Origin of the sequence: Frankia sp. AiPa1, from assembly GCF_023243075.1 — a bacterium.
Lineage (GTDB): Bacteria > Actinomycetota > Actinomycetes > Frankiales > Frankiaceae > Frankia.
This window is the reverse complement of record NZ_JALKFZ020000034.1, coordinates 20,175-42,654: the sequence shown is the minus strand read 5'-3', so window position 1 is coordinate 42,654 and position 22,480 is coordinate 20,175. Positions and strand designations below refer to the sequence as shown.

Genomic DNA, 22,480 nt, shown 5'->3' with positions numbered 1-22,480 from the left:
TGCGGCGATGAACCGAGCCGCTCCTCAGGTCAGGTAGCACGGCGTCGACAGTCACCGGACGGTGAGTACCACCTTGCCCGTGACCCGGCCCGCGTCGCCCAGCTCGTGCGCCTTGGCGGCCTGCTCCAAGGGGTAGGTGGCCTCGATGACCGGGCGGAGTGCGCCGCTCCTCACCAGGTCGGCCACCGCGAGCATCCCCGTCTGGTCGGCCTCGACCAGCATCAGCCGGTGGTGGACGCCGAGTTGCGCGGCCTCCTCTGGCATTGGCCGCGTGTTGGAGAGCGCGAGGGAGACGAGGACGCCGCCCGGTACCAGCGTCCGCAGGGAACGGGCCGTGTAGTCGCCGCCGATGGTGTCGACGACCACGTCGACCTTGCCGGCCGCCTGCTCGAAATCCACATTGCGGTAGTCGATCAGTTCGTCGGCGCCGAGCGTGCGGAGCAGATCGTGTTTGGGCGCGCTGGCGGTGCCTATCACGTGAGCACCCAGCGACTTGGCGATCTGTACGGCGAAGTGGCCGACACCGCCGGCCGCGGCATGTATCAGTACGCGCTGGCCAGGCTGGACGTCGGCCACCTCGACCAGGGCCTGGTAAGCGGTGAGGGCGGCCAGCGGGACCGCGGCGGCCTCGACGTGATCGAGCTCAGCGGGCTTTCGGACGAGGGCACGGGCGGGGGACGTGACGTACTCGGCGCAGGAGCCGTGGCCACGCGGGTACGGCAGCATGCCGAAAACCTCGTCGCCCACCTCGTGGATTGTCACGCCGACGCCGAGCGCCTCGACCATGCCGGACACGTCCCAGCCCAGGACCAGCGGAAGCCGCCCGAGAAAGCCGGGTATCTGCCGGTGCTTCCAGTCGGTCGGGTTCAAGCCCGCCGCATGGACCCGCACCAGAACCTCGGTCGGTCCGGGGACGGGACGTTCGATCTCGACCTCACGCAGCACGTCAGGGGCGCCCAGTTCGGACTGGCTGATAGCCCGCATCGTTGGAGTCGTCATGCGCCCAGCCTGCTGCCCCGGCCGGCAGCTCAGCGAGTGGCCCGAAGGTCATGATGTGCAAGGATCGGGCCATGCATCGCGTCGTCGTACTCGCCGTGGACGGCGTGATCCCCTTCGAGCTCAGCCTCGCCTCCCGGATCTTCGGCACCGCACGCACTGCCGGCGAACGGCCACTGTACGAGGTGATCACCTGCACGCTGGACGGTCGCCCAGTGGCTACCGCCACCGACTACTCCGTCACGGTCGCCCATGACGCGGCGGTGCTGACCACCGCCGACACCGTCGTCATCCCCCCGTCGGAGGCGATGGTCAAGATCACCCACCCCGACGCGCTCCCGCCCACCCTGGCGGAGGCGCTCGCACGGGTTCGTCCCGAGGCCCGGATGGTCTCGATCTGCCTGGCCTCCTACGTGTTGGCCGCTGCGGGCCTGCTGGAGGGTCTGCCCGCGACCACCCACTGGCGGCACGCCGAGGACTTCCAACGGTCCTTCCCCGCCGTCAAGGTCAACCCCGAGGCCCTTTTCATCGACGCGGGACGGGTCCTGACCTCGGCGGGCGCGGCCGCGGGTGTGGATCTCTGCCTGCACCTGATCCGCCGCGACCACGGCAGCGCCATCGGCAACCAGGTGGCCCGTCGCTGTGTCATTCCCCCGTGGCGGGACGGCGGCCAGGCCCAGTACATCGAGCGCCCAGTCCCCGAGGTCACGGAGACAGGCACCGCGCCCACCCGTCTGTGGGCCCTCGAGCGACTGGACCACCCCGTCCAGCTGACGGATCTGGCTGCCCACGCCGGGATGAGCCGCCGAACCTTCACCCGGCGGTTCCGGGCCGAGGTCGGCCAAAGCCCCGGAAAGTGGCTCACTCAACAACGGATCGACCTCGCCCGGCATCTGCTGGAACACAGCGATCTACCGATAGACCGCATTGCCGAGCGTTCGGGGTTCGGCACGGCTGCCTCGCTACGCCAGCATCTTCGCGGCGCCATCGCCGTTTCCCCCAATGCCTACCGCAAGACCTTCCGTTCCTAGTGGATCAGGCTCTCGCCCCGGTGGTGGCGACGGCTACCCGCCGACGCCGGGCCAGTCCTGGGGCGGCCACTGGTCGACCGCCTGGTCGGCTCGGAGCTTCACAACCTCAAGGAACTCAGGCCAGGTTCCGCGGGCTCCTCCGAGATCCGCGTCCTGTTCGTCTTCGATCCCTGGCGCTGCGCGATCCTGCTGGTCGGCGGGGACAAGTCGGGCAACTGGTCCGGCTGGTACCGCACGGCGATTCCACGGGCGGAGGAGCTGTACGTCGCGTATGTGAAGGAACGGGAAGCCGAGGAGGACAGCTCATGACCAGACTTTCCCGGTGGAACGACGTCCGCGCCGGCCTGGTCGCCGACGCCGGCGGCGAGGAAACCCTGACCGAGGCCCGCAGGCGCAACCAGGCCTACATCGACGGCCACCGGCTCGCAGAACGCCGCAGACTCCTCGGCCTGACGCAGACCGACGTCGCCGAGCACATGGGCGTCAGCAAGAGCCGGGTCTCCCAGATCGAACGCGGCGAAGTCTCCACTGTCGATGTCATCGCCCGCTACGTCCGGGCTCTCGGTGGACAGATCCAGATCACCGCCGTCTTCGGCGACGACCTGTACATCCTGCGCGGCACCGACACGCCCGCCGCGTGAAAGCGACGAACTACGCCCACGCACTACCTGGGCTAAGCGGCCGGGGCCCGACCATCAGGTGGCCAGGCATGCCTCGACAGATGTCCGCCTGACTCGTCCAGATCACACAGGCATCAGGCAGGCCGCAACCGTGGCGCCGGCGGCACAGCCCGGCGTCGAGTCAAGGACAGCGGCGCGGGCGCGGATACCGGGCTGGATCAGATCCGAGCCGTCGACCCGGTCGATGACGGTCGCGGGGCAGTCGACGTCGGTGGTGCTGGCGGTCACGGTCGAACCGCCGGACGGCGGCCGGGCTCACCGCAGTTCGGTCCCCGGACCGCTCGGTCCGAGGTCGAACCGGGATCTCCTTGCGGCGCACGACACCCGCGGCCTGGCCAAGGGCACCTTCCGGAGCATCCTGAACGAGATCGGACTGACAATCGATGAATTCGGCCTTCAACGGTCGCGTGCGACGGGGCGTGTCCCGAGCGATCGTCCGTCAGGCCGCGAGCGGAACATTCACGCGCCCCTTGTCCATCAGATGCCGAGGCCAGGTCAGTCGGGCATCAGGCTGGCAGCGACAGCCGCGCCGAGCTCCCAGCAGGCCTCGCGCGCAACAGCGTCCACCTCGCCGACGATCGACAACGGCTCGCGCAGGCGCTTCCACTTCAGACCGGTGGCGATTGTCTCCACGCTGCGGACCGCGCCAGTGGTGTCGGAGTTACCGTGGACATACAGGGCGTACGGCCGACCAATGGTTGCTTCCAGGCAGGGGTAATAGGCTTGATCAAAAAAGTGCTTCAAAGCCCCTGACATGTAGCCGATGTTGGCCGGCGTCCCCAGTAGGTAGCCGTCGGCGGCCAGCACATCAACCGTTGTGGCCGCCAAGGCCGGGCGTACTACGACCTCCACGCCCTCGATCGCCTCGTCCCTGGCACCGGCGAGCACGGCCTCCAACATCGCCTGCGTGGACGGCGACGGGGTGTGGTGGACGATCAACAGCGTCGGCATCGACGCCATGTTATTGGCCCGGCCGCCCATCGCACCGTCCTCACAACGCCGGACCGGCGCTGCCCGGTTGATGGACTCGGACTAGCGACGCGGAAGGTGTCGGCGGATCTCCTCGTGGAGCCGGGCCTCGAGGGCGGTGGCATCATCGAGATCCTCGACGGGCAGACGGACGACGTGGATCCCGCAGCGCCCCCATTGGAGATCGCGGTTGCGGTCGTCGGCGAAGCGTCGCTGAGCGCGATGGTGAGGTCCGTCGACCTCGATCACGAAGGCCTGCCCGCGTCCCATGACGAGCGCATGTCCGGACTCCAGGTGTGGCCTGCCCGGAGCGGTGTCGACACCCGAAGGAGCCCGACGAATGGATGCGCGGTGCGTTGTGCTTGACATCGGGGGAGTGCTGGAGGTGACGTCGCCGACCGGATGGGTGCAGCAATGGGAACGGGCGGCGGGGCTGGCAGCGGGCACCGTCCTCGATCGGTTGCATGACGTCTTCCTCGCGGGCTCGGTGGGGACTATGTCGGAGACCGAGGTAGTCGCCGCCGCTCGCGTGCGGCTGGGTGTCTCCGAGGACCAGCTGACCAGTTTCTGGACACTCATGTGGGAGGAATACCTGGGGACGTTGAACGTGGAACTGTTCGAGTGGTTCCGGGGGCTCCGGCCGCGATTTCGTACCGGAATCCTGAGCAACAGTTTTGTCGGTGCGCGCGAGCGCGAGCAGGAACGCTATGGTTTCGCGGACGTCACCGATGTGATTGTGTACTCCCACGAGGTGCCGGGCAGGATGTACAGGTCGTCGCCGAAGACGGCGGTGATCTGGATCTGGCCGCCGAGGGCCTGGATGTAGCGCCGACAACGGCGACGCGATCCGTCTCCTCGGCGACCATGGAGCGCTGGCCGCGACGCTCGCACCATCGCTCCGCAAGGCTGTCGGCTTCAGAAACGTTCTCGTCCACGACTACATCGCGGTCGACGATGAGATCGTCGTTGCTCGGCTGAATGCCCTCGACGACCTGGACGAATTCGTCCGGCAGATAGCGGTGTACCTAACTGCCGAAGGGGCGTAGCCGGAGGCCCGCCGGTAATCGGGCGCGACCTTGACGATGGCCACGCCGCCCGTGACAGCGAGCCTTGTACGACACGTGGCGTGACCGTACCCACGCGACTCACCCGCGCGGAGCCGGCCGCCGAACAGCCTTCTGGGCAACGACGAGGACGGCCGCGAACGCGAGCAGGCCGATCGCGCGAAGGTAGACGGTCCTCTCACGGTGGACCAGTGGGGATGCCAGCACCGCGCAGGACAGCGCGCCGAGTGCCGGGGCCCAGATCGGGGCACGGTAGGCGCCCGGCGGGGCAGGCTCACGCCGCAGCACCAGCGCGCTGATGTTGACGACGAAGAAGACAAGCAGGAGGAGGACGACGGTGGTGTCGGCGAGGCCAGCCAGCTGGCCGGTGCTGGCCAGTGCCACCGTCAGGGCCGTCACGAAGCCGATCGCTACGAGTGGAGTCCGTCGGCCGGGCAGGACCCATGCGAAGACGGTCGGGATCGTGCCCTGGGCCGCCATGCCGTAGATGAGACGGGAGGCCATCACCATGTTCATCAGGGCGGTGTTGGCGACCGCGACCAGCGCGACCGCGGCGAACAGCTTCGACGGTACCGGCACATCGGAGGCCTTCACCACCTCCAGCAGCGGGGCACCGGAGCCAGCGAGGGTGTCGGGATCCACCAGCATCGCGCAGGTGAACGCGACGAACAGGTAGACCATGCCGGCGATGAACATGCCGCCGAACAGCGCCCGGGGCAGGTCTCGGCGCGGCCGGCGGGCCTCCTCGACGAGGTTCACCGAGTTCTCGAAGCCGAGCATCGCGTACAACGCGAGCGTCGTGCCGGCGAGCAGAGCGAGCGGCGCGGGCTGCTCGGTACGCAGCTCGAAGGCCCGTCCAGGTTCACCCGCTCCGGTAGCCAGCGCGTGCACGCCGATCCCGACGATCAGCAACAGCCCTGCCAGCTCGATCACGGTGAGCACAAGGTTTACTCGGGCGGACTCCTCGATCCCACGGGCATTGAGGACGGCAGTCAGCAGGATGAACGCAACCGCGACGACGCCCGTCGGGGCAGCCACGAACTCCGCGAGGTATTTGCCCCCCATGGCCCGCGCGGCAGTGGCGGTGGAGGTGACCCCGGCGGCCAGCACGGTGAAGCCGACCATGAAGGTGAGCAACGGGCGCCGGAACGCCTCGTTGGCGTAGAGCGCCGCTCCGGCCGCCCGAGGGTACTTGCCGACGAGCTCGGCGTAGGCCGTCCCGGTGAGGAACGCGAGTGCGAAGGCGAGCAGGAAGGGTGCCCAGATCATCCCGCCGACGTCGGCGGCGATCTGCCCGGTGAGCGCGTAGATCCCCGATCCGAGGACGTCGCCGAGCACGAGGAACAACAGCATCCGCCCGCTCAGGACGCGCGCCAGGGTGGGCTGTGCGGCAGGCGCCGTTCGCCCGTTCATCGTGTGGCTGTCCCTGATCCGCGGGCTGGTCGCTGCCCGCTACGCCGCCGGGAGAGCCGGCCGGCGTCACCCGGCCGATACTGACACCGTGCCTGCCACCCTGCCAGCCTGTCGCCCTGTCGCCCGCCCGGCGCTGTCGGCGACAGTTGGGAACGGCTCCACGAGGTGGGTGGGAGGGCACCGAACCCTTGGGGCTTGTACGACCTGGTAGGGAATGCCTAGCGACGGCCGGAGACGTGGAACATCGTCACGGTGGCCGTGACCGGGTTGGCGGCCGCCGAGTCCCGCAGCGAGTCCAGCCAGGTGGTGAGGGAGGCCGACCCGGGCCGCGGCTTCTCCTTGATGCACGCCACGGTGCGGCTGACCTCCAGCAGCGTGTCGACGGCGGAGAATCCCGTCGCGACCACGAGGTGCCCGGCGAAGGTGACGTCGTGGAAGCCGGCGTCGCGGGCGAGGCGGGGCAGGTCACGGCCGATCCAGCCGTGGCGGAAACTGTCGCACCAGGCATCGGTGAAGCGTCGGGTCGCGCCCCGGTTTCGGCAGAGACCGGAGCGCCCGGGCTGCTCGGGAAGTTGCCCTGAGGCGCAGTTTAGACACTCAAGGTAGCGAATGGCTCGCCTGCGGACGGAGGAGTCACCGGCCTAGCAAAACAGGTCTCTCCGGAATCCCGCTGGACAGCAGCGTCGCCAATGGTGACGCCAGGTTCCGGGGCGAGAACAGGTCGGGACCGCAGTAGTCGGCGATATCCCGCAGCCGCCACCAGCGAAGGCCGTCAATGTGCTCGGCAGCGAGCTCGTCGTCGGACATGGTGCCTCGGGGGCGAAACGATGCCGTGCGGACGATGTAGTAGTCGTTGATGACGCCGTCATAGCCTGCCGCATATCCGGGCGCAATGACCTGCTGATGCCAGACATGCGCTGGGTCAGCGTCGACTGCCAGCCCTACCTCTTCACGCAGTTCACGCCGCAGGGCGACCAGGGGCGTCTCGCCCGACTCGATGCCGCCGCCAGGAGTTGCCCAGACGATGACCGTACCGCCCGGCTTCGGGATCGTCAGACGGCATAGCAGAATTCGCTCGTCCTCGTCGAGGATGAGCGCCCGCACCGAGTGGCGCAGCTTCGGCGATGACATTCGGAAATCATATGTCTGCCGATAGACGGCTGTGCCGGCGAGGCGGACGCCCCGCTGCGCGGGAGGCCCGCCCCGCTGCGCGGGAGGCCCGCCGCGAAGGTGGCGACTCGGTCGCCGTCATCCTGATGAGGGCTCCGGCCACCGAGGCTCACCTCGGTCAGCGTCGTCTCGATCAGGCGTCCGGACGCAGATCGGCCAGCAGTTGGGGCAGCCGCGCGGGATCGGCGACGAGCTCGGGAGTCCCGGCCACATAGAGCAGGATGGTCGTGACGCCGGGATGGAGGAAGCCGGCGATCCGGTCGCGAAGTTCGGCCGGGCGCCCGCTGAGCCACAGCTCGTCGACGAGGTCGTCGGGCAGGGCCAGCTCGGCGCCGCGGCGGTCCCCGGCCTGATAGCGCTCGTACGAGGCCCGCAGCACCTCCCCGCGGCCCAGCCATTCGTGAAAGGCGTGGTAGGGCGCTTGGTTGAGAATCCAACCGAGGAAGGCGCGGCCTGCCTGCCGGGCGGTCGCGATGTCCTCCGTCGGACACAGGAAGAGCTTGACCACGGTCTCCCGGTCCGATCGCGGACCGCCGGCGGCCTCGATCACCCGTGGCACGTCCCGCGCGCAGAGCACGTTGAGGATCGCACCGTCCGCCTCCTCGTACCCCAGCCGCAGCATCCTCGGTCGCAGGGCGCCCACGATCACCTTCGGCGGCTTCGGGACCTGGCCGGCCAGGTTCTGCCGCAAGGCGCGCACCGTGTTCCGCACGGTTTCCAGGGGCCTGCCGTGCGGCAGCCCGTTCAACGCGGTCACGTGCGCGGGCACTGACGAGCCGACGCCCAGCAGCACGCCTCCCTCGGCCAGTTCGGCCAGGCCCAGCGCGGTCTGCGCGAGCACCCCGGCGCCGCGGGTCTGCGCTGGCACCACCCCGGTGCCCACCCGAAGCCGAGGCTGCCAGGCGGCGGCTGCGGCCAGCGGGGTGAACGCGTCGATGCCGCCCCCCTCAGCCGTCCACACGTCGGTGAAACCCAGGTCCGGCAGCACCCGTACTATCCGCCCCTGCTCGCGCAACGGCAGACCGGGCAGCGGAAGGTTGACCCCCCAGCGCGGTGACGGGCTCGGCGATGTCATCGACGTCTCCTCGGAACCACTTCAGTCAGCGATCACGGAACCGGGCGTCCGATATCTACTTCTTACTCCGCCCACTCGGACGCTGATGCAGCTTCTGCTAGGGGGCAAGCTCCTCGATCGTCAGGCCGACGGGTTCAGAACGCCGCGCGGGGTGCCCTTGGGCAGGTCGCGGGTGCCGTGCACGGGGACCGTCCTGCCACGCCCGTCCGGGTACCGCATGACGTGATGGCTGCCGTTGATCCTCGCCTTCGTGAAGCCGTGGCGCTCCAGCGCACCCTCGGTCGCCGCAAATGGCCACCCTCCGTTACAGGGTGAGCCCCGGAAAGTTGGTAGTTGCCCTTGTTGTTGATTTTCCTGTTACCTGGGAAGGAAGCGTGAAATCCATAGCACGGGCTCACGCCCGCCTTCGAGTAATGGGTGGCCGGCACCAGTCCGCCGTTGTTGTAGATGTTGGCCACGGCCTGGCCCTGGAGCACGCCTCCCTCGCAGAGTGTCACCTCCCGGCCCCGTTCGGGCGGTCATCTTGGATGACGCGGGCACCGCACGTACGTACACGTTGTCAAAATAGGAGCCGGCGCGGACATCGAACGCTCCACCACAGGTAATCATGATCAGTTGGCGTGGGCCGCCGGGTCCGGCGAACGCAGTCGGATCGACGCCGTCGGCCTTGGGACGCGCGAAGACCCGCAGAACCTGCCACGCGGTCTGGACTCCGTGCGGATCGCTGGTGAAGACGAGGTCTCCGGCACGCAGATCGGCCAGGCGTCCGAATGCGAATGGAGGCATTCCCCGCCAGTTCACGTGTCCGACAATCGTTACTTCGCCGGCACCGGCGCCCAGCGCAGCCGAACCGGACCACAGTCCGACCTCGGTTGGTGTCCGCGGCGGAATGAGGGTGCCGTTCTCCTCGCTGGCCACGCCGATTCTGGCGGTGACGCCGAGCGACGGTATCCGAAGGCTGGACGGTGGCAGATCTGTCTGGTGTCGCGGGATCTGGAGCGCTCTTGCACCGCCGAGTCCCGGCCGCGGACCGGGTACACGCGGCCCGTGGTCCGGGGGCAACGGAGCGGCCATGGGAGTGGGCCTGGACGGCCATCCCAGGATGACCAGCACGATCCCGACGATGACCAGGGTACCGAGGGCGATCACCGAACCGGACGTGCATCTCGTGGTCACCGGTGACGAGCCGCGGTCAACTCGCTGGCGGCGTTCCATCGGCCATCGGATCAACGCCGGCGTCTGGTCCGCCGGCTGGCGCGCACCCCGAGAGCGGCGAGGGCGCCGACGGCGGTGATCGCGCCGAGTAGGACCAGGGTGAGGCCACCGTGCCCCGGCTTGTCAGGCTGTCCCCCCGCCACGGCTACCGGCGGATGGGCGCGCTGTTGATCCGCCGCCGAGGACGGCAGGCCGCCTCTGCCGTTCGGTGACGCTGGCCCGGCGGCGTTTGGGCCACCACCTGCGTTGCCGCCGGCCCCACCGGGCGATCCGCCCCCGTCAAGCGCGCCGCCCCCGCCGCCTCCCGCCGCATGCTCATCGGAACCAGGGCTGCCGGGAGGAGCGCCGGGGAACCCGAATATCCCCAGCGGGGGAAGGAAGATGACAGCGGGCTTCGTGGTCGGGATCCGCACACTGGCGAATCCGGGCGGCGCGACGATCTGTCCACCCGGAGCGGAAGCGGACGCGGTCGCCACGTTGGTGACCACGCCCGCCGCGCCATCCCCGACCGTGATCACATGGTCAGGCGCAGTGCAGGTCATAACCTGCTTTGGGGCGAGGGATGTGGTGGGGCAACGGACTGGACCTGCCTTGGGGTCGCTCACGGTCAGCGCGGTCAGCATCGTGTCGCCGGCGTTGGTCACCGTGATCGTCCAACGCACCCGACGAGCGCCGCCGATCTTGTCGTCAGAAGTGGCGGCCACGACGGCGCCGCGTTTGGTGATGGTCAGCGCGGGTGACCCGGTGACGATGATGCCGACCGTGGTTTGGGATGAACTGGCATCCGCGCCGGCGGGCAGTCCTGCCAGGGCGACCATCGCGGCTACCAGCCCGGACACCGTCAGTGAGCACAGCAGCGGCCAGCGACGGAGGGCTCTCGGTGCCGCCCGGCCGGCCGAGTCGTCGCCGGGCGGCTGCTGACGGCCGCTCATGACGTCGCGGATTCGGCCGCGTATCCGGTGGAACAACCCCAAGGGAGCATGGGGACGCGAACGCCGAAGGCGTCAGATGCGGGGCAATGTTGATGGTCCACCGAATCCAGCAACGGTCCCGCTGTCATAAGATCCCCCCGTGCAGCCGCACCGTCAGTTACGCAGAGTAACGTAGCGCGGCCCTGGCTCGCGGCCAACTCCGCGGCGGCACGAGCGGAACGGTCGTGGATGCCCGTGATCCGGTGGATACGTGACGAGTGGCCGGTCACGGCACCCCCGCCGGGCCCCGCGACGTGACGTGTGGGGCCCGGGGACCGCGCCGTCCGCGCGGTCTGGCGAGTGATGTCTGCCCAGGCCACGGTTGGGTGTAACCGCCCAGCCGGTCGTGTGCGCCCGGCCAGTCCCGGCCGCACCGGGTCCAGTTGGTGATGGCTGGGTCTCTCACGCCGTGCTGGCGGATGCGGGCGGCGGGGCGGCTGCCCACATCTGTTGTGGGGCAGGGCGCGGCGGAGATTGCCGCTGCGGAACGTGCCCGCTCCGGCCGAATCGCGGTCGTGTCGCTCGGGCTGATCGCTTACCAGATGGTTCGTCCCGCTGCGGAGCCGCGATATCCACAGGCAGCGGGCCGGCCGGTATCGGTGCAGACCAGAGGTCCTTGACGTTGAGGGCGACCGTGAAAACACTCTCTGTAGTTGTTCCGAGTGAACGGGGTCTTGAATGTCTAAGAAAAGTCGATCGTATTCCGCGTGCAGGCGGGGACTTGTCCTGACGGCGGGCGTTGTGACGGTCCTCGCTGGTATGGCAACCGGGGCAAATGCTGTTCCGGGGCAGACGGCCACCGAGAGCACCACGGCCAACGTCGTGGTGGGCTCATCGATCACACTGACCGGTCTCGTCCCATCCTTTTCGCTGACGGGTAACCCGGGTGAGACCGTCTCGACCACCGTGCCGCCGGTGACCATGACGGTCGCGACCAACAATAATGAGGGATATGCCGTGACTGTCCAGCCGAGGACACCGACGTTGAACCCGACCGCGCCGGGCAACACAAGCACCATTCCGATCGGCAACCTCCGGGTTCGAGAGGCGGGAACCACGACATTCTCGCCGCTGATATTTGGCACTCCGGTGCAGGTGCACACGCAGGCGACCCCCTCGGCAGAGTTGGGTGACACCATCACCAACAACTATCAGATCACGATTCCGTTCGTCATCCCGGACACCTACTCCGCGGTGCTCGACTATGTTGCCACGACCCTGTAACAACTGCATGGCCGGGCGGTACGACCTGGCGGTCGGGGATATATGCCCCGATCTGGAAGCCGATTGAGGCTGTTGACAGGGGACGGTACCTATGACGGCGGGGCAACGGTGACCAACCGGCTTCGACTGGGTCGGCGTGCGTCTGCCGTCGCGGTACTGCTTTTGTGGGGGGCGGCCCTGGCTGGTCCAGGGTCCGCCGCTCTCGCCGCATCCCCCGCACCTTCGGCGCGGGCCTCCGCCGGGCCGACACCGGACTTCGCGTTGACAGTGAGCCCGACAAGACTGGTCATACCGCAGGAACAGCTCTCGAAGGACCAGCATTTCGCCGTGACCAACCACGGCCGGCTGCCCCTCAACATCGTGGTGAACCGGGCCGGCTTCACGGCGGGACGGAACGGGACCCTCCAGTTCCAGCATGAGGAGGCTCCCTACTCGGCGATGACCTGGCTATCGGCCAGCCCGGTGAACTTCCACCTGGCGCCGGGAGCACGCCAGGTGGTGGCCGTGCGGATCGCCGTTCCCGAGCACCCCGAGCCGGGCGACCACCAGGTCGCGATCCTGTTCATGGTTCCTCCCGGCAAGGACGAGAAGCAGATCAAGCTGAACCGGGGGATCGGGGTCCCGCTCTTCATCACGGTGCCCGGCCCGGTCGACGACACCGTGAAGATCTCCTCCGTGCGGACGTCGGGGTTCGCGACGGGCGGTCCCATCGACTTCACCGCCGTCCTCCGGGACACCGGGACCGTTCATCGGGATTTTCGCGGAAAAGGCCACCTCAACATCAGCGTCGGCGGGCACGACGTCGCATTCCCGGACTTCACGGTGCAGCGCGGCTCGACGCGGCAGGTCACCGCGCGGTGGGACAACCCGCCACTCATATGTGTATGCCATGCGACCGTCGCCGTTTCTGGCCGGGGCGGGACTCTCGCCACCGCGCGTGCCACCGTGGTCGTCTTCCCGCTTCGCCAGGCAGTGGCCGTACTGGTCGGAGTTCTTGCCATCTTGCTGTTCGGCCTGTTCGTACGCCGGGGGTATCGCGCCCGGGTGATGGCGGAGGCCCGTGCGTTGCGGCGGCGAGAAGACCTCGGTGATCCTACCGGTTCCGGGCGGACGGGGACTTCCACGCATTCCTCCGCCGCCTCCGGGATTGCGGGCGGCGATCCGCCCGAAGATCTTCTGAAGCCGGACGGGGATCCCGGAAACGACACGCCGGATCGTTAGCCAGCATCTCCGAATACCGTAGGTAACTTCATTTATACTTGCAGTGATGAACGGTGTGAGGGGATCGAGACGGCGACGACCGCTCTGGACGTCTGCGGCCATTCGGCATCGGCAGGCGCTCAAGGTACTGGTTATGGCGTTGGTCAGCCTGATTGTTACCGGCTCAATGTCGGCTCTCGCCCCCAATGTAGCCTCTGCCGCCGGGACTCTGCTGTTCGACCAGCCTTTCCATAACAACATTCCCGACGGAGTCGGCAGCGTCGTTCTGCCCGCGCTGCCGACTGGTGCCGCTGGTTCGAATACGGCCTGCCTTACGGCGGCCGGGAACTCGACCACCGGCGTCCTGCGCAGCTGCACCTCGAGTACGGACAGCCCGGGCTCGGGGAAACTGCGTCTCACCAATAGTTCGACCTTCGTCGAGGGTGGGCTCTTCGGGGCGGCGAGCGTGCCGACCTCGCAGGGCCTGGACGTGACCTTCAACACCTATCAGTACGGCGGCACCCACGCGGACGGCTTGGCGTTCGTGGCATCAGCGGTGAACCCCGCGGCCCCGACGGCGCCGGCGAACATCGGGCAGCCGGGCGGCGCGCTCGGATACACGCCGGCCAGCGGGAGCCTGGCTGGGCTCAGCAACGGCTACCTCGGCATCGGCCTGGACGTGTTCGGGAACTACAGCAGCAGTACCTACCAGGGCTCCGGGTGCACGAATCCGGCGTACATCTCCACCACGGGAAGGGTGCCGGGCCAGGTCGTCGTACGCGGACCCGGCGCGGGTCTTGTCGGGTACTGCGCGCTCAACAGCACGGCGACGACGACGGCGTCCCCGCCGGTGGCGTTGGGGGCCACTGCCCGCGCCGCGTCGCTGGTGCCGGTGGAGGTGGTTATCAACCCCACCGGGCAGACCATCGTGACCAACTCCGGCGTCTCGGCGGCTCCCAGCACCTACAAGGTCGTGTTCACCCCGGTGGGCGGCACGCCCCGCACGTTGCAGGGTGCACTGCCCACCGTGCCCGCCGGCCTGTACCCGTCGTCCACCTGGACCACGGCGGCCGGGATTCCGCGCCAGCTGGCGTTCGGCTGGGTGGCCTCCACCGGCTCGGTGACCGACTTCCACGAGGTCGACAACGCCCGGGTGGTGACCTTCAACCCGGTTCCGCAGTTGAACGTGGCCGCGACGAGCTACAACGGCCCGACCCCGCAACCGGGTGACCCGGTCAACTACACCGTGACGGCCGGGGTCAGTGCCGGCGCTGACGAGGCGTCGCCGATCTCGGTGACGGAGACGGTGCCGGTCAACGTGGTGCCGGTGGGTGCGTTCGGCGCCGGCTGGGTCTGCCAGGCGCCGGTAGGCCGAAGTATCACCTGCACGAACAGCAACGGGCCGTTCCTGGGCGGCACGACGCTCACCCCCCTGAACGTGGTGGCGATCGTGACCGGGTCGGGTGTCACGCCGTCGCTGATCCAGACGACGTCGGTCAGCACCTCGTCCGCGAACGACGCGAATCCCGGGTTCGCCAACACGACGACGGCGGGAACGGTACCGGCGACACCTACGGCCCTGGCCGCGTCGCCGACCTCGGGGACGATCTCCGGCGGCGGCGCCGTCAGGGTGGCCGGCTCGAACATCTCCGGCGCGACGGCGATCGAGATCGGGACGACGGCGCAGCAGCAGGCGGGGACGCCGGTGGTGTTGCTGCCCTGCCAGTCAGGCCCCGCCGCCGGGTGCTTCACCGTGAACGGCGATGGTTCGCTGCAGATCTCGTCGATGCCAGCCCGGGCGAGTGCCGCGGCCGTCGGCGTCACCGTCGTGACAAGCGGAGTTGCCGGGGTGGCCTCCTACGTCTACACGAGCACTCCCGCGACTGCGGCGGCTCCGACCGCGACCGCGGGCATCACGAGTGCCACGGTCACCTGGGTCGCCCCGGCGAGCAACGGCAGCGCCATCACCGGGTACATCGTGACGCCCATCCGGGCCGGGGTCGCGCAGACGGCGGTCTCCTTTGATGCCTCGACGACCACCCGAACGCTGAGTAGTCTGACCGCGGGCGCCTCCTACACCTTCACGGTGACCGCCATCAACGCGATCGGCACGGGCCAGGCGAGCCCGCCCTCTGTCGCCGTGGTGCCATACGCCCTGCCAGCCGCCCCGGCGATCACGGCGGTGAGCGCGGGCAGCACGTCGGCGACGCTGTCCTGGACGGCGCCGGCCAGCAACGGCAGCGCGATCACCGGCTACACCGTCACGCCGTACATCGCCGGAGTGGCGCAGACGCCCCAGACCTTCACCGGCACGGCCACCACGCAGACCATCAGCGGGTTGACCGGCGGCACGTCCTACACCTTCAGGGTCGCGGCGATCAACGCGGCCGGGACCGGGCCTCAGTCGGCCGCCTCGTCCGCTGTCACGATCAATGGCTCGCCCAGCCTGGCGCTGCCGCCACCGCCGGCGGGTGGAGTGGGCGCCGCCTACTCCGACCAGTTCACCGTCACCGGTGGCACCTCCCCGTTCGTCTGGTCGGTCAGCAGCGGAAGCCTGCCGCCGGGTCTCGCGCTCAACGGCGCGACGGGCCTGCTCTCGGGCACACCGACAGCAGCCGGTAGTTATCCGTTCACGGTCCGGGTGGTGGACGCCAGCGGTCAGGCCGCGACCCAGAACCTGACGGTCTCGATCGCGTCGGCGCCGACGCTGCCCTTCCCGCCGCCGCCGGCGGGCGAGGTCGGCGTGGTCTACAGCGATCAGCTGACCGTCTCGGGAGGAACGAGCCCCTTCGTCTGGTCGGTGAGCGCGGGTGCGCTGCCACCGGGAGTCACCCTGAACGCCTCGACCGGTCTGCTGTCGGGCACTCCGACCACCGCGGGCACCGCCTCGTTCGCGGTCCGCGTGGTCGATGCGCTCGGCCTCTCGGCGACGAGGACCGTCAGCTTGCCGATCGCGGCGCGACCGACCCTCGGGTTCCCTGCGCCGCCGGCCGCGCAGGTTGGCGTCCCCTACAGCAACACCCTGGTGGTCACCGGGGGGACCGCCCCGTTCGCCTGGTCCGTCACCGCCGGGACGCTGCCGCCCGGGATCACGCTCAATCCGTCGACCGGCACCCTGTCCGGCACCCCGACCACCACCGGCAGCTACCCGTTCACCGTCCAGGTGAGCGACGCGTTCGGGGTCACCGCCACTCAGGCGGTCACGCTGTCCGTCACGGCTGGCCCGATCGTCATCGCGAAGTCCGCCAGCACCTCGTCGGCCGCGCCCGGCAACACCGTGAACTACACCATCACGGCCACCAACACGGCTGCCGCGGCCTTCTCGGGCGTGACCTTCACCGACGCGCTGGCGGGAGTCCTCGACGACGCCGTCTACAACGGCGACGCGGCCGCGACGACCGGCACGGTGGCCTTCACCAGCCCCAACGTCACCTGGACGGGAAACCTCGCCGCCGGGGCCGCCGTGACGGTGACCTACTCGGTGACGGTGGCGAACCCCGACACGGGCAACAAGATCCTCTCCAACGCGGTCACCTCGTCGACGGTGGGGACGACCTGCCCTGCCGGAGGAACGGATCCGCGCTGCGTCGACGCCGTGACCGTCTCGGTACTGACGATCACCTCGTCGAGCACGGTGACGACGACGCAGCCGGGCGCAGTGGTCGGCTTCACCTACACAGCGGTGAACAACGGCCAGACTCCTTATCCCAACGCGACGTTCTCCGTGCCGCTCGGAAACCTGCTCGACGACGCCACGTACAACCTGGACGGCCAGGCCACGTCGGGATCGATCGCGTTGGTCGGGAGTGACCTGGTATGGACGGGCAGCCTCGCCCCGGGCGCATCGGTGACGACCACGTCGTCGGTCACGGTGAACAGCCCCGACACCGCCAACAAGGTCCTGAGCGCCACCATCAGATCGACCATGCAGGGCAACACGTGCCCCGCCGCCGCGCCGGCACCCGCCTGCACCTCCACCGTGCCGGTGCTGACCCCGGGCCTTGCCATCACGACGACGGCCGACGTCTCCACGACCACCCCCGGTGGAACCATCACGTACACGCTCGCGCTGACGAACACGGGTGAGACGCCGTACACCGGCGCCTCCGTCACCGACTCGCTGGCCCGGGTCCTGCCCGACGCGACCTACAACGGCGACGCCACCGCGTCCACCGGCTCCCTGTCGTACACCGCCCCCAACCTCACGTGGACCGGCGACCTTGCTGTCGGGGGGAGCGCGACCATCACGTTCACGGTCACGGTGCTCAACCCCGATCCCGGCGACAGGCTGCTGGTCAACGCCGTCACCTCGCCGGTGATCGGCAGCAACTGCCCGGTCGGTGGGAGCGCTCCGGCGTGCTCCGCCGTGGTGAACGTCCTCCTGCCGGCCCTCACGATCGCGAAGTCCGCGAGTTCGGCGACGACCACCCCCGGCGGAGTCGTCACCTACACGGTGGCCGTGACGAACTCGGGCCAGACCCCGTATCTCGGTGCGTCGTTCACCGACTCGCTCAGCGACGTGCTGGACGACGCCACCTACAACGCCGACGTCACGGCGTCGGTGGGCACGGCCAGCTATGCCGCGCCCACCCTGACCTGGACGGGAGACCTGACGGCCGGGGCGACGGCGACGATCGTCTACTCGGTCACCACCCACACCGCGAACACCGGTGACGGACTGTTGACGAACACGCTGACCTCGCCGACCCTGGGCAGCAACTGCCCGACCGGAAGCACGGACCCGCGGTGCACGGCGACGGTGAAGGTGAGCAGCCTGCACATCGTGGGCTTCGCGAACGTCGCCACGACCACTCCGGGCAGCGTGGTCGTGTTCACCTCGACATACACCAACACGGGCCAGACTCCCTATACGGGAATCTCCGCATCGATCATCGGCGCCGACATCGCGGATGACATCACTCCAACCGGTGACCAACACGCCAGCTCCGGGACGCTGTCAATCGGAGGGACGGGAGCCGTGTGGACGGGAGACATTCCGGTCGGCGCAACGGTCACCATTACCGGAAGCCTCCTCGTCAACAATCCGGACACCGGAAACCGAGTTCTGAACGGCAGAATCATCGCGAACGTGCCCGGCAGTAACTGCCCAGACGGCAGCACCGACCCCGCCTGCTCCAGCAGCATCCCGGTCCTGCTTCCCGGCCTGATTATCGCGACCTCGGCGGACACGGCGACGACGCTGCCGGGCGCCACGGTGGGCTACACGATGACCGTGACGAACAGTGGTCAGACCCCGTACACCGGTGCCACCGTGTCCAACTCGCTTGCCGGCCTGGTCGACGAAGCCGACTACAACGCCGACGCGGCGGCCTCGTCCGGCTCGGTCAGCTATGCGGCACCGGTTCTCACCTGGACCGGCGACCTCGGCGTCGGCGCGGTCGTGACCATCACCTTCTCGGCCACCGTGCACGCCGCGGACGTGGGAGGTGGCAAGCTGCTCGTGACCGTCGCCAGTTCGAGTGAGCCCGGCAACACCTGCCCGCCGGCCACCGGAAACCCCGCCTGCACGACGAACGTCGCCATTCTCACCCCGGCGTTGACGATCACACAGACCGCAGACAGCGCCACCGCGGTACCGGGGGCGACGGTCGCCTACACGATCACGGTGACGAACTCCGGGCAGACGCCCTATCCGGCGGCCACCTTCAGCACCTCCCTCGCCGGCGTCCTCGACGACGCGGTCTACAACGCGGACGCCACGGCGTCGGTGGGCGCCGTCTCCTTCAGCACTCCGACCCTGACCTGGACCGGCAGTCTCAACCCGGGCGCCAGCGCCACGATCAGCTACACGGTGACCGTGGACAACCCGGTCCCGGGTGACCGGTCACTGACCAACACGGTCGTCTCGTCGACGACGGGGTCGAACTGCCCGTCTGGCGGCTCCGACCCGCGGTGCACGGTGACGGTGACGGCCGTGCCGGCGGCGGAGCTCACGTTCACCAAGACCGCGGGTGCGCCTTCGGTGGCCAGGGGTGGGACGTTGACCTACACGATCAGGGTCGCGAACACCGGCCTCTCGCCCTACCTGGGGGCGCACTTCACGGACGACCTGACCGACGTCCTGACCAACGCCACCTACAACAACGACGCGGCCGCGTCCGCCGGCACGGTGACCTACAGCGAGCCCGTGTTGTCCTGGACCGGCAACGTTCCCGCGTCCGCCGCCGTCACCATCACCTATTCCGTCGTGGAGGCGGAACTGGGGGGCGACGACATCCTCGTGAACTCGGTGGAGTCGGATTCGTCCGGCGGTAACTGCCCGGTGGCGAGCACCGACCCGCGGTGCACGGCGACGGTATCGGTATCCGAGCTGAACATCCTGTATTCCGCGAACGTCACGTCGACGACGCCGGGTGGCGTGGTCCTGTACGCCGTGACTTTTACCAACAATGGCCAGACCCCCTATACGGGAATCACCGTGTCGTTGGCCGGTCTCGACGTCGCGGACGACGTCAGTGCAGCCGGTGACCAGAATGCGAGTTCCGGGACGCTGACGGTCGGAACGACCGGCGCCACCTGGACGGGAAGCATCCCGGTCGGCGCGACGGTCACCGTGAGCGGAAGCGTTCAGGTCAACGATCCGGACACCGGAAACCGGGTCCTGAACGCACTCGCCACCACGGACGCCCCCGGCAGCAACTGCCCGGTCGCCGACCCGGCCCCCGCCTGCGCCCTCAGCGTCCCGGTCCTGCTCCCCGGGCTGACGATGACGACATCCGCGAACACCAGCATCACTACGCCCGGCGGTACCGTGGCGTACACGACCACGATCACAAACAGCGGGGAGACGCCCTACACCGGCGCGACCGTCGCGAACAGCCTCGCCGGTGTTCTGGACGACGCCACCTACAACGGGGACGCCACCGCCTCCGCCGGATCGCTGTCCTTCGCGGCGCAGACGCTGACCTGGACGGGTGACCTTGCCGTCGACGACGTGGTGACCGTGACGTTCACGGTGACGGTGGGCAATCCGGATCAGGGCGACAAGATTCTCGCCAACCTCCTGTCCTCGACCGATGCGGGCAGTTCCTGCCCGCCGGCCAGCGGAAACCCGGGGTGTAACGGGACCGTGATCACCCTCACCCCGGCGGTGACGATCGTGAAGTCGGCCAGCGTGGCGTCGACCGTGCCCGGCGGCACCGTCACCTACACCCTCGCGGTGACCAACGTGGGGCAGACTCCCTTCACGGGCGCCACCGTCAGCGACGCCCTGGCCGGGGTGCTCGACGACGCCACCTACAACAACGACGCGGCCGCGTCCGTCGGCACCGTCGCTTTCGTCAGCCCGACCCTCACCTGGACCGGGAGCCTGAACCCGGGCAGTTCGGCCACCATCACCTATTCGGTCACGACCCTGGCGTCGGGCAGCGGTGACGGCACGCTGGTGAACACGGTCAGTTCCACCGTGGCGGGCAACAACTGCGCCACCGGAAGCACCGATCCGCGCTGCTCGGTGTCCGTGCCGGTCAGTGCACTCACCATCACGCTCGCCCTGGATGCGTCCACGGCCATTCCGGGGCAGGTCGTGTCCCTCACGCTCACCGCGACCAACTCCGGCCAGATCGCCTACACGAATGCCGTGGTGAACGCCAACCTCGCGGGGGCGGTGGATGATGTGGACTACAACGGTGACGGCACCGCCACGACGGGATCGCTGCAGTTGGACATCCCCACCGGTCAGCTCGTCTGGACGGGTGATCTCGCACCGGGCCAGTCGGTGGTCATCACCGCGTCGGCCACGGTGAAGTCTCCTGATCCCGGCGACAAGATGGCTCACGTCTTCGCATCGTCCTCGGCGGCCGGGAGCAGCTGTCCACCGGGAAGCCCGAGCCCGGCTTGCAGCGCGACCGTCGACATCCTGACCCCGCAGCTCACCATCACCAAAGCCGCCGACACGACGACCACGACTCCCGGCAGCGCCGTCACTTACACGATCACCGTGACGAACAGCGGAGAGAGCCCCTATACGGGCGCCACGGTCAACGACCAACTCGGCAGTGTCCTCAACGATTCCGTCTACAACAACGACGCGAGTACCACCGGCGGCACAGTCACCTACACGGCACCGACGGTGAGCTGGTCGGGCAACCTCGCGGTCGGGGCGAGCGCGACGATCACCTATTCGATCACGGTCAACAACCCGGATCTGGGCGACCGCGTGATGATCAACACTGTGACCTCGGACGCGCTCGGCAGCACCTGCCCGAGCGGTGGTGGTGGCGCTCCTGCCTGCCGTGCCGTCGTCTCGGTACTCGTCCCAGCACTCACCATCACGAAGAGGGCCGCCACCGGCACCGGGAACGCGACCGTCGTCGCGGGCAGCCCGATCGACTACACGGTCACCGTCCAGAACACCGGGCAGACGCCGTACACGGGTGCCTCGTTCACGGACGACCTCGCGAGGGTGCTCGACGACGCCGTCTACAACGCCGACGCCGCGGCGAGCACAGGCGTGGTCTCTTTCACCTCGCCCGACCTGACCTGGACAGGCGACCTCGCCGTCGGCGCGACCGCGACCATCACCTACTCCGTGACCACCGCGCTGCCCGCGAACGGCGACCGGCTGGCCACCAACGCGATCGCCTCGACGACACCTGGCTCCACCTGCGTGGTCGGCGGGGGGGCCGCCGACTGCACGACGACCACCGCGGTGCTGATCCCAGCCCTGTCGATCATCAAGACGGCGGACCAGACCAGCGCCGTCGTCGACTCGACCATCCAGTACACGATCACCGCGACGAACACCGGCGCGAGCGCCTACACCGGCGCGACCATCACCGACGACCTCGCCTCGGTCGTGGGCAACGCGGTCTACAACGCCGACGCGACCGCCACGGCGGGCGCGGTCACCTATGCGGCGCCCACGCTGACCTGGACCGGGAACCTCGCGGTCGGCGCGGCGGTAACCATCACCTACTCCGTCACGGTCGACGACGCGGCGACACCGGGCGCGGTACTCACGAACCGGGTGGCGTCGAGCGCCGCCGGAAGTACCTGCACGGGCGCCGGCGCCGAGCCAGCGTGTACGACCTCGACCACCGTCCTGGCCCAGAGCCTCACCTTCACCGGCCTCACCAGCTCCTTCGCCCTGACAGGAGAGCCAGGCAGCACCGCCACCCAGGACGCGGCGGTGACCATGACTGTCACGACGAACAGTGCCAACGGCTACACGGTCGCGGTCCAGGGGACATCGCCGACGTTGACGCCCGCGACACCCGGCAATGGCGACAGCATCCCGATGGGATCCCTGCTGGTCCGGGCGCCTGGCACGTCGGGTTTCCAACCGTTGTCGGATGTCGCCGCGGTGAATGTCCACTCCCAGGGCCAGCAGTCCGCACCGAACGGGGACGCGATCAGTAACGACTATTCGATTCACATACCGTTCGTCGCCTCCGATACCTACTCCACCACCCTGGACTACATAGCGGCCACACAGTGACGGATGTCCCGA

Annotated in this window: 19 protein-coding genes; 8 read left to right on the top strand and 11 right to left on the bottom strand. The window is 68.8% G+C overall.

What is annotated here, in order from left to right:
• Positions 1-51: 51 nt before the first annotated feature.
• A complete protein-coding gene (locus MXD95_RS05645; protein ID WP_250639471.1) occupies positions 52-999 on the bottom strand; it encodes an NADP-dependent oxidoreductase in 948 nt (315 codons plus the stop codon).
• Positions 1,000-1,070: 71 nt separating this feature from the next.
• On the opposite strand from MXD95_RS05645, the gene MXD95_RS05640 reads away from it, so the two are divergent.
• The 3 genes from MXD95_RS05640 to relB are packed head-to-tail and all read left to right on the top strand — an operon-like array spanning position 1,071 to position 2,668.
• Complete coding sequence (locus MXD95_RS05640; protein ID WP_250639470.1) at positions 1,071-2,027, top strand: GlxA family transcriptional regulator; 957 nt, start codon at positions 1,071-1,073, stop codon at positions 2,025-2,027.
• 3 nt (positions 2,028-2,030) lie between these two features.
• Complete coding sequence (locus MXD95_RS05635; RefSeq protein ID WP_308301451.1) at positions 2,031-2,336, top strand: type II toxin-antitoxin system RelE/ParE family toxin; 306 nt, start codon at positions 2,031-2,033, stop codon at positions 2,334-2,336.
• Entirely contained in the window at positions 2,333-2,668 is a 336-nt protein-coding gene (gene relB, locus MXD95_RS05630) for a type II toxin-antitoxin system RelB family anti-toxin (protein WP_250639469.1), read from the top strand. Before MXD95_RS05635 ends, relB begins: the two co-directional genes overlap by 4 nt.
• 102 nt (positions 2,669-2,770) lie before the next feature.
• Here the strand turns inward: relB and MXD95_RS05625 are convergent, their stop codons facing one another.
• The 3 genes from MXD95_RS05625 to MXD95_RS05615 all read right to left on the bottom strand — a co-directional run bounded on the left by MXD95_RS05625 (position 2,771) and on the right by MXD95_RS05615 (position 3,946).
• Positions 2,771-2,935, bottom strand: coding sequence for a hypothetical protein (locus tag MXD95_RS05625; protein ID WP_250639468.1), 165 nt, complete (start codon positions 2,933-2,935; stop codon positions 2,771-2,773).
• A gap of 267 nt (positions 2,936-3,202) precedes the next feature.
• Positions 3,203-3,667: a flavodoxin family protein gene (locus tag MXD95_RS05620; protein ID WP_250639516.1), complete on the bottom strand. Its 465-nt coding sequence runs from the start codon at positions 3,665-3,667 to the stop codon at positions 3,203-3,205.
• A 72-nt stretch (positions 3,668-3,739) separates the two neighbouring features.
• A complete protein-coding gene (locus tag MXD95_RS05615; RefSeq protein ID WP_250639467.1) occupies positions 3,740-3,946 on the bottom strand; it encodes a putative endonuclease domain-containing protein in 207 nt (68 codons plus the stop codon).
• 70 nt (positions 3,947-4,016) lie between these two features.
• Between MXD95_RS05615 and MXD95_RS05610 the strand changes: the two genes are divergently transcribed.
• Positions 4,017-4,502: an HAD family hydrolase gene (locus tag MXD95_RS05610; protein ID WP_250639466.1), complete on the top strand. Its 486-nt coding sequence runs from the start codon at positions 4,017-4,019 to the stop codon at positions 4,500-4,502.
• A gap of 19 nt (positions 4,503-4,521) precedes the next feature.
• Complete coding sequence (locus tag MXD95_RS05605; RefSeq protein ID WP_308301450.1) at positions 4,522-4,722, top strand: DUF86 domain-containing protein; 201 nt, start codon at positions 4,522-4,524, stop codon at positions 4,720-4,722.
• A 99-nt stretch (positions 4,723-4,821) separates the two neighbouring features.
• Here the strand turns inward: MXD95_RS05605 and MXD95_RS05600 are convergent, their stop codons facing one another.
• From MXD95_RS05600 to MXD95_RS05575, 7 genes are all read right to left on the bottom strand, one after another.
• Positions 4,822-6,153 (bottom strand): APC family permease, encoded by a 1,332-nt coding sequence (locus MXD95_RS05600; protein WP_250639465.1) that lies wholly within the window; start codon positions 6,151-6,153, stop codon positions 4,822-4,824.
• A gap of 218 nt (positions 6,154-6,371) precedes the next feature.
• Entirely contained in the window at positions 6,372-6,560 is a 189-nt protein-coding gene (locus tag MXD95_RS05595; protein WP_250639464.1) for a hypothetical protein, read from the bottom strand.
• Positions 6,561-6,786: 226 nt separating this feature from the next.
• Entirely contained in the window at positions 6,787-7,284 is a 498-nt protein-coding gene (locus MXD95_RS05590) for an NUDIX hydrolase (RefSeq protein ID WP_250639463.1), read from the bottom strand.
• Between the two features lie 172 nt (positions 7,285-7,456).
• Positions 7,457-8,398 carry an LLM class flavin-dependent oxidoreductase gene (locus tag MXD95_RS05585; protein ID WP_250639462.1) on the bottom strand — a complete coding sequence of 314 codons (942 nt, stop codon included), beginning with the start codon at positions 8,396-8,398 and terminating at the stop codon, positions 7,457-7,459.
• Between the two features lie 120 nt (positions 8,399-8,518).
• A complete protein-coding gene (locus tag MXD95_RS05580) occupies positions 8,519-8,617 on the bottom strand; it encodes a type II toxin-antitoxin system HicA family toxin (protein WP_250639461.1) in 99 nt (32 codons plus the stop codon).
• Positions 8,618-8,755: 138 nt separating this feature from the next.
• The gene (locus MXD95_RS29165) at positions 8,756-9,472 is read right to left on the bottom strand and encodes a class F sortase (RefSeq protein WP_374121976.1); all 717 of its coding nucleotides are present in this window, start codon (positions 9,470-9,472) and stop codon (positions 8,756-8,758) included.
• 152 nt (positions 9,473-9,624) lie between these two features.
• Positions 9,625-10,545 carry a CLIPPER-2 domain-containing protein gene (locus MXD95_RS05575; protein ID WP_250639460.1) on the bottom strand — a complete coding sequence of 307 codons (921 nt, stop codon included), beginning with the start codon at positions 10,543-10,545 and terminating at the stop codon, positions 9,625-9,627.
• A 798-nt stretch (positions 10,546-11,343) separates the two neighbouring features.
• Here MXD95_RS05575 and MXD95_RS05570 point away from each other — a divergent pair.
• The 3 genes from MXD95_RS05570 to MXD95_RS05560 all read left to right on the top strand — a co-directional run bounded on the left by MXD95_RS05570 (position 11,344) and on the right by MXD95_RS05560 (position 22,468).
• Positions 11,344-11,808: a hypothetical protein gene (locus MXD95_RS05570; protein WP_250639459.1), complete on the top strand. Its 465-nt coding sequence runs from the start codon at positions 11,344-11,346 to the stop codon at positions 11,806-11,808.
• A gap of 267 nt (positions 11,809-12,075) precedes the next feature.
• Positions 12,076-13,029: a hypothetical protein gene (locus MXD95_RS05565; RefSeq protein WP_250639458.1), complete on the top strand. Its 954-nt coding sequence runs from the start codon at positions 12,076-12,078 to the stop codon at positions 13,027-13,029.
• 133 nt (positions 13,030-13,162) lie between these two features.
• A complete protein-coding gene (locus MXD95_RS05560) occupies positions 13,163-22,468 on the top strand; it encodes a DUF7927 domain-containing protein (protein ID WP_250639457.1) in 9,306 nt (3,101 codons plus the stop codon).
• The last annotated feature ends 12 nt before the right edge of the window (positions 22,469-22,480 follow it).

Excerpts from the sequence above, each read along its gene's own strand:
- MXD95_RS05645 (WP_250639471.1), bottom strand. The coding sequence starts at position 999 with ATGACGACTCCAACGATGCGGGCTATCAGCCAGTCCGAACTGGGCGCC.
- MXD95_RS05640 (WP_250639470.1), top strand. The coding sequence starts at position 1,071 with ATGCATCGCGTCGTCGTACTCGCCGTGGACGGCGTGATCCCCTTCGAG.
- relB (WP_250639469.1), top strand. The coding sequence starts at position 2,333 with ATGACCAGACTTTCCCGGTGGAACGACGTCCGCGCCGGCCTGGTCGCC.
- MXD95_RS05620 (WP_250639516.1), bottom strand. The coding sequence starts at position 3,667 with ATGGCGTCGATGCCGACGCTGTTGATCGTCCACCACACCCCGTCGCCG.
- MXD95_RS05615 (WP_250639467.1), bottom strand. The coding sequence starts at position 3,946 with ATGGGACGCGGGCAGGCCTTCGTGATCGAGGTCGACGGACCTCACCAT.
- MXD95_RS05610 (WP_250639466.1), top strand. The coding sequence starts at position 4,017 with ATGGATGCGCGGTGCGTTGTGCTTGACATCGGGGGAGTGCTGGAGGTG.
- MXD95_RS05600 (WP_250639465.1), bottom strand. The coding sequence starts at position 6,153 with ATGAACGGGCGAACGGCGCCTGCCGCACAGCCCACCCTGGCGCGCGTC.
- MXD95_RS05590 (WP_250639463.1), bottom strand. The coding sequence starts at position 7,284 with ATGTCATCGCCGAAGCTGCGCCACTCGGTGCGGGCGCTCATCCTCGAC.
- MXD95_RS05585 (WP_250639462.1), bottom strand. The coding sequence starts at position 8,398 with ATGACATCGCCGAGCCCGTCACCGCGCTGGGGGGTCAACCTTCCGCTG.
- MXD95_RS05580 (WP_250639461.1), bottom strand. The coding sequence starts at position 8,617 with ATGCGGTACCCGGACGGGCGTGGCAGGACGGTCCCCGTGCACGGCACC.
- MXD95_RS29165 (WP_374121976.1), bottom strand. The coding sequence starts at position 9,472 with ATGGCCGCTCCGTTGCCCCCGGACCACGGGCCGCGTGTACCCGGTCCG.
- MXD95_RS05575 (WP_250639460.1), bottom strand. The coding sequence starts at position 10,545 with ATGAGCGGCCGTCAGCAGCCGCCCGGCGACGACTCGGCCGGCCGGGCG.
- MXD95_RS05570 (WP_250639459.1), top strand. The coding sequence starts at position 11,344 with ATGGCAACCGGGGCAAATGCTGTTCCGGGGCAGACGGCCACCGAGAGC.
- MXD95_RS05560 (WP_250639457.1), top strand. The coding sequence starts at position 13,163 with ATGGCGTTGGTCAGCCTGATTGTTACCGGCTCAATGTCGGCTCTCGCC.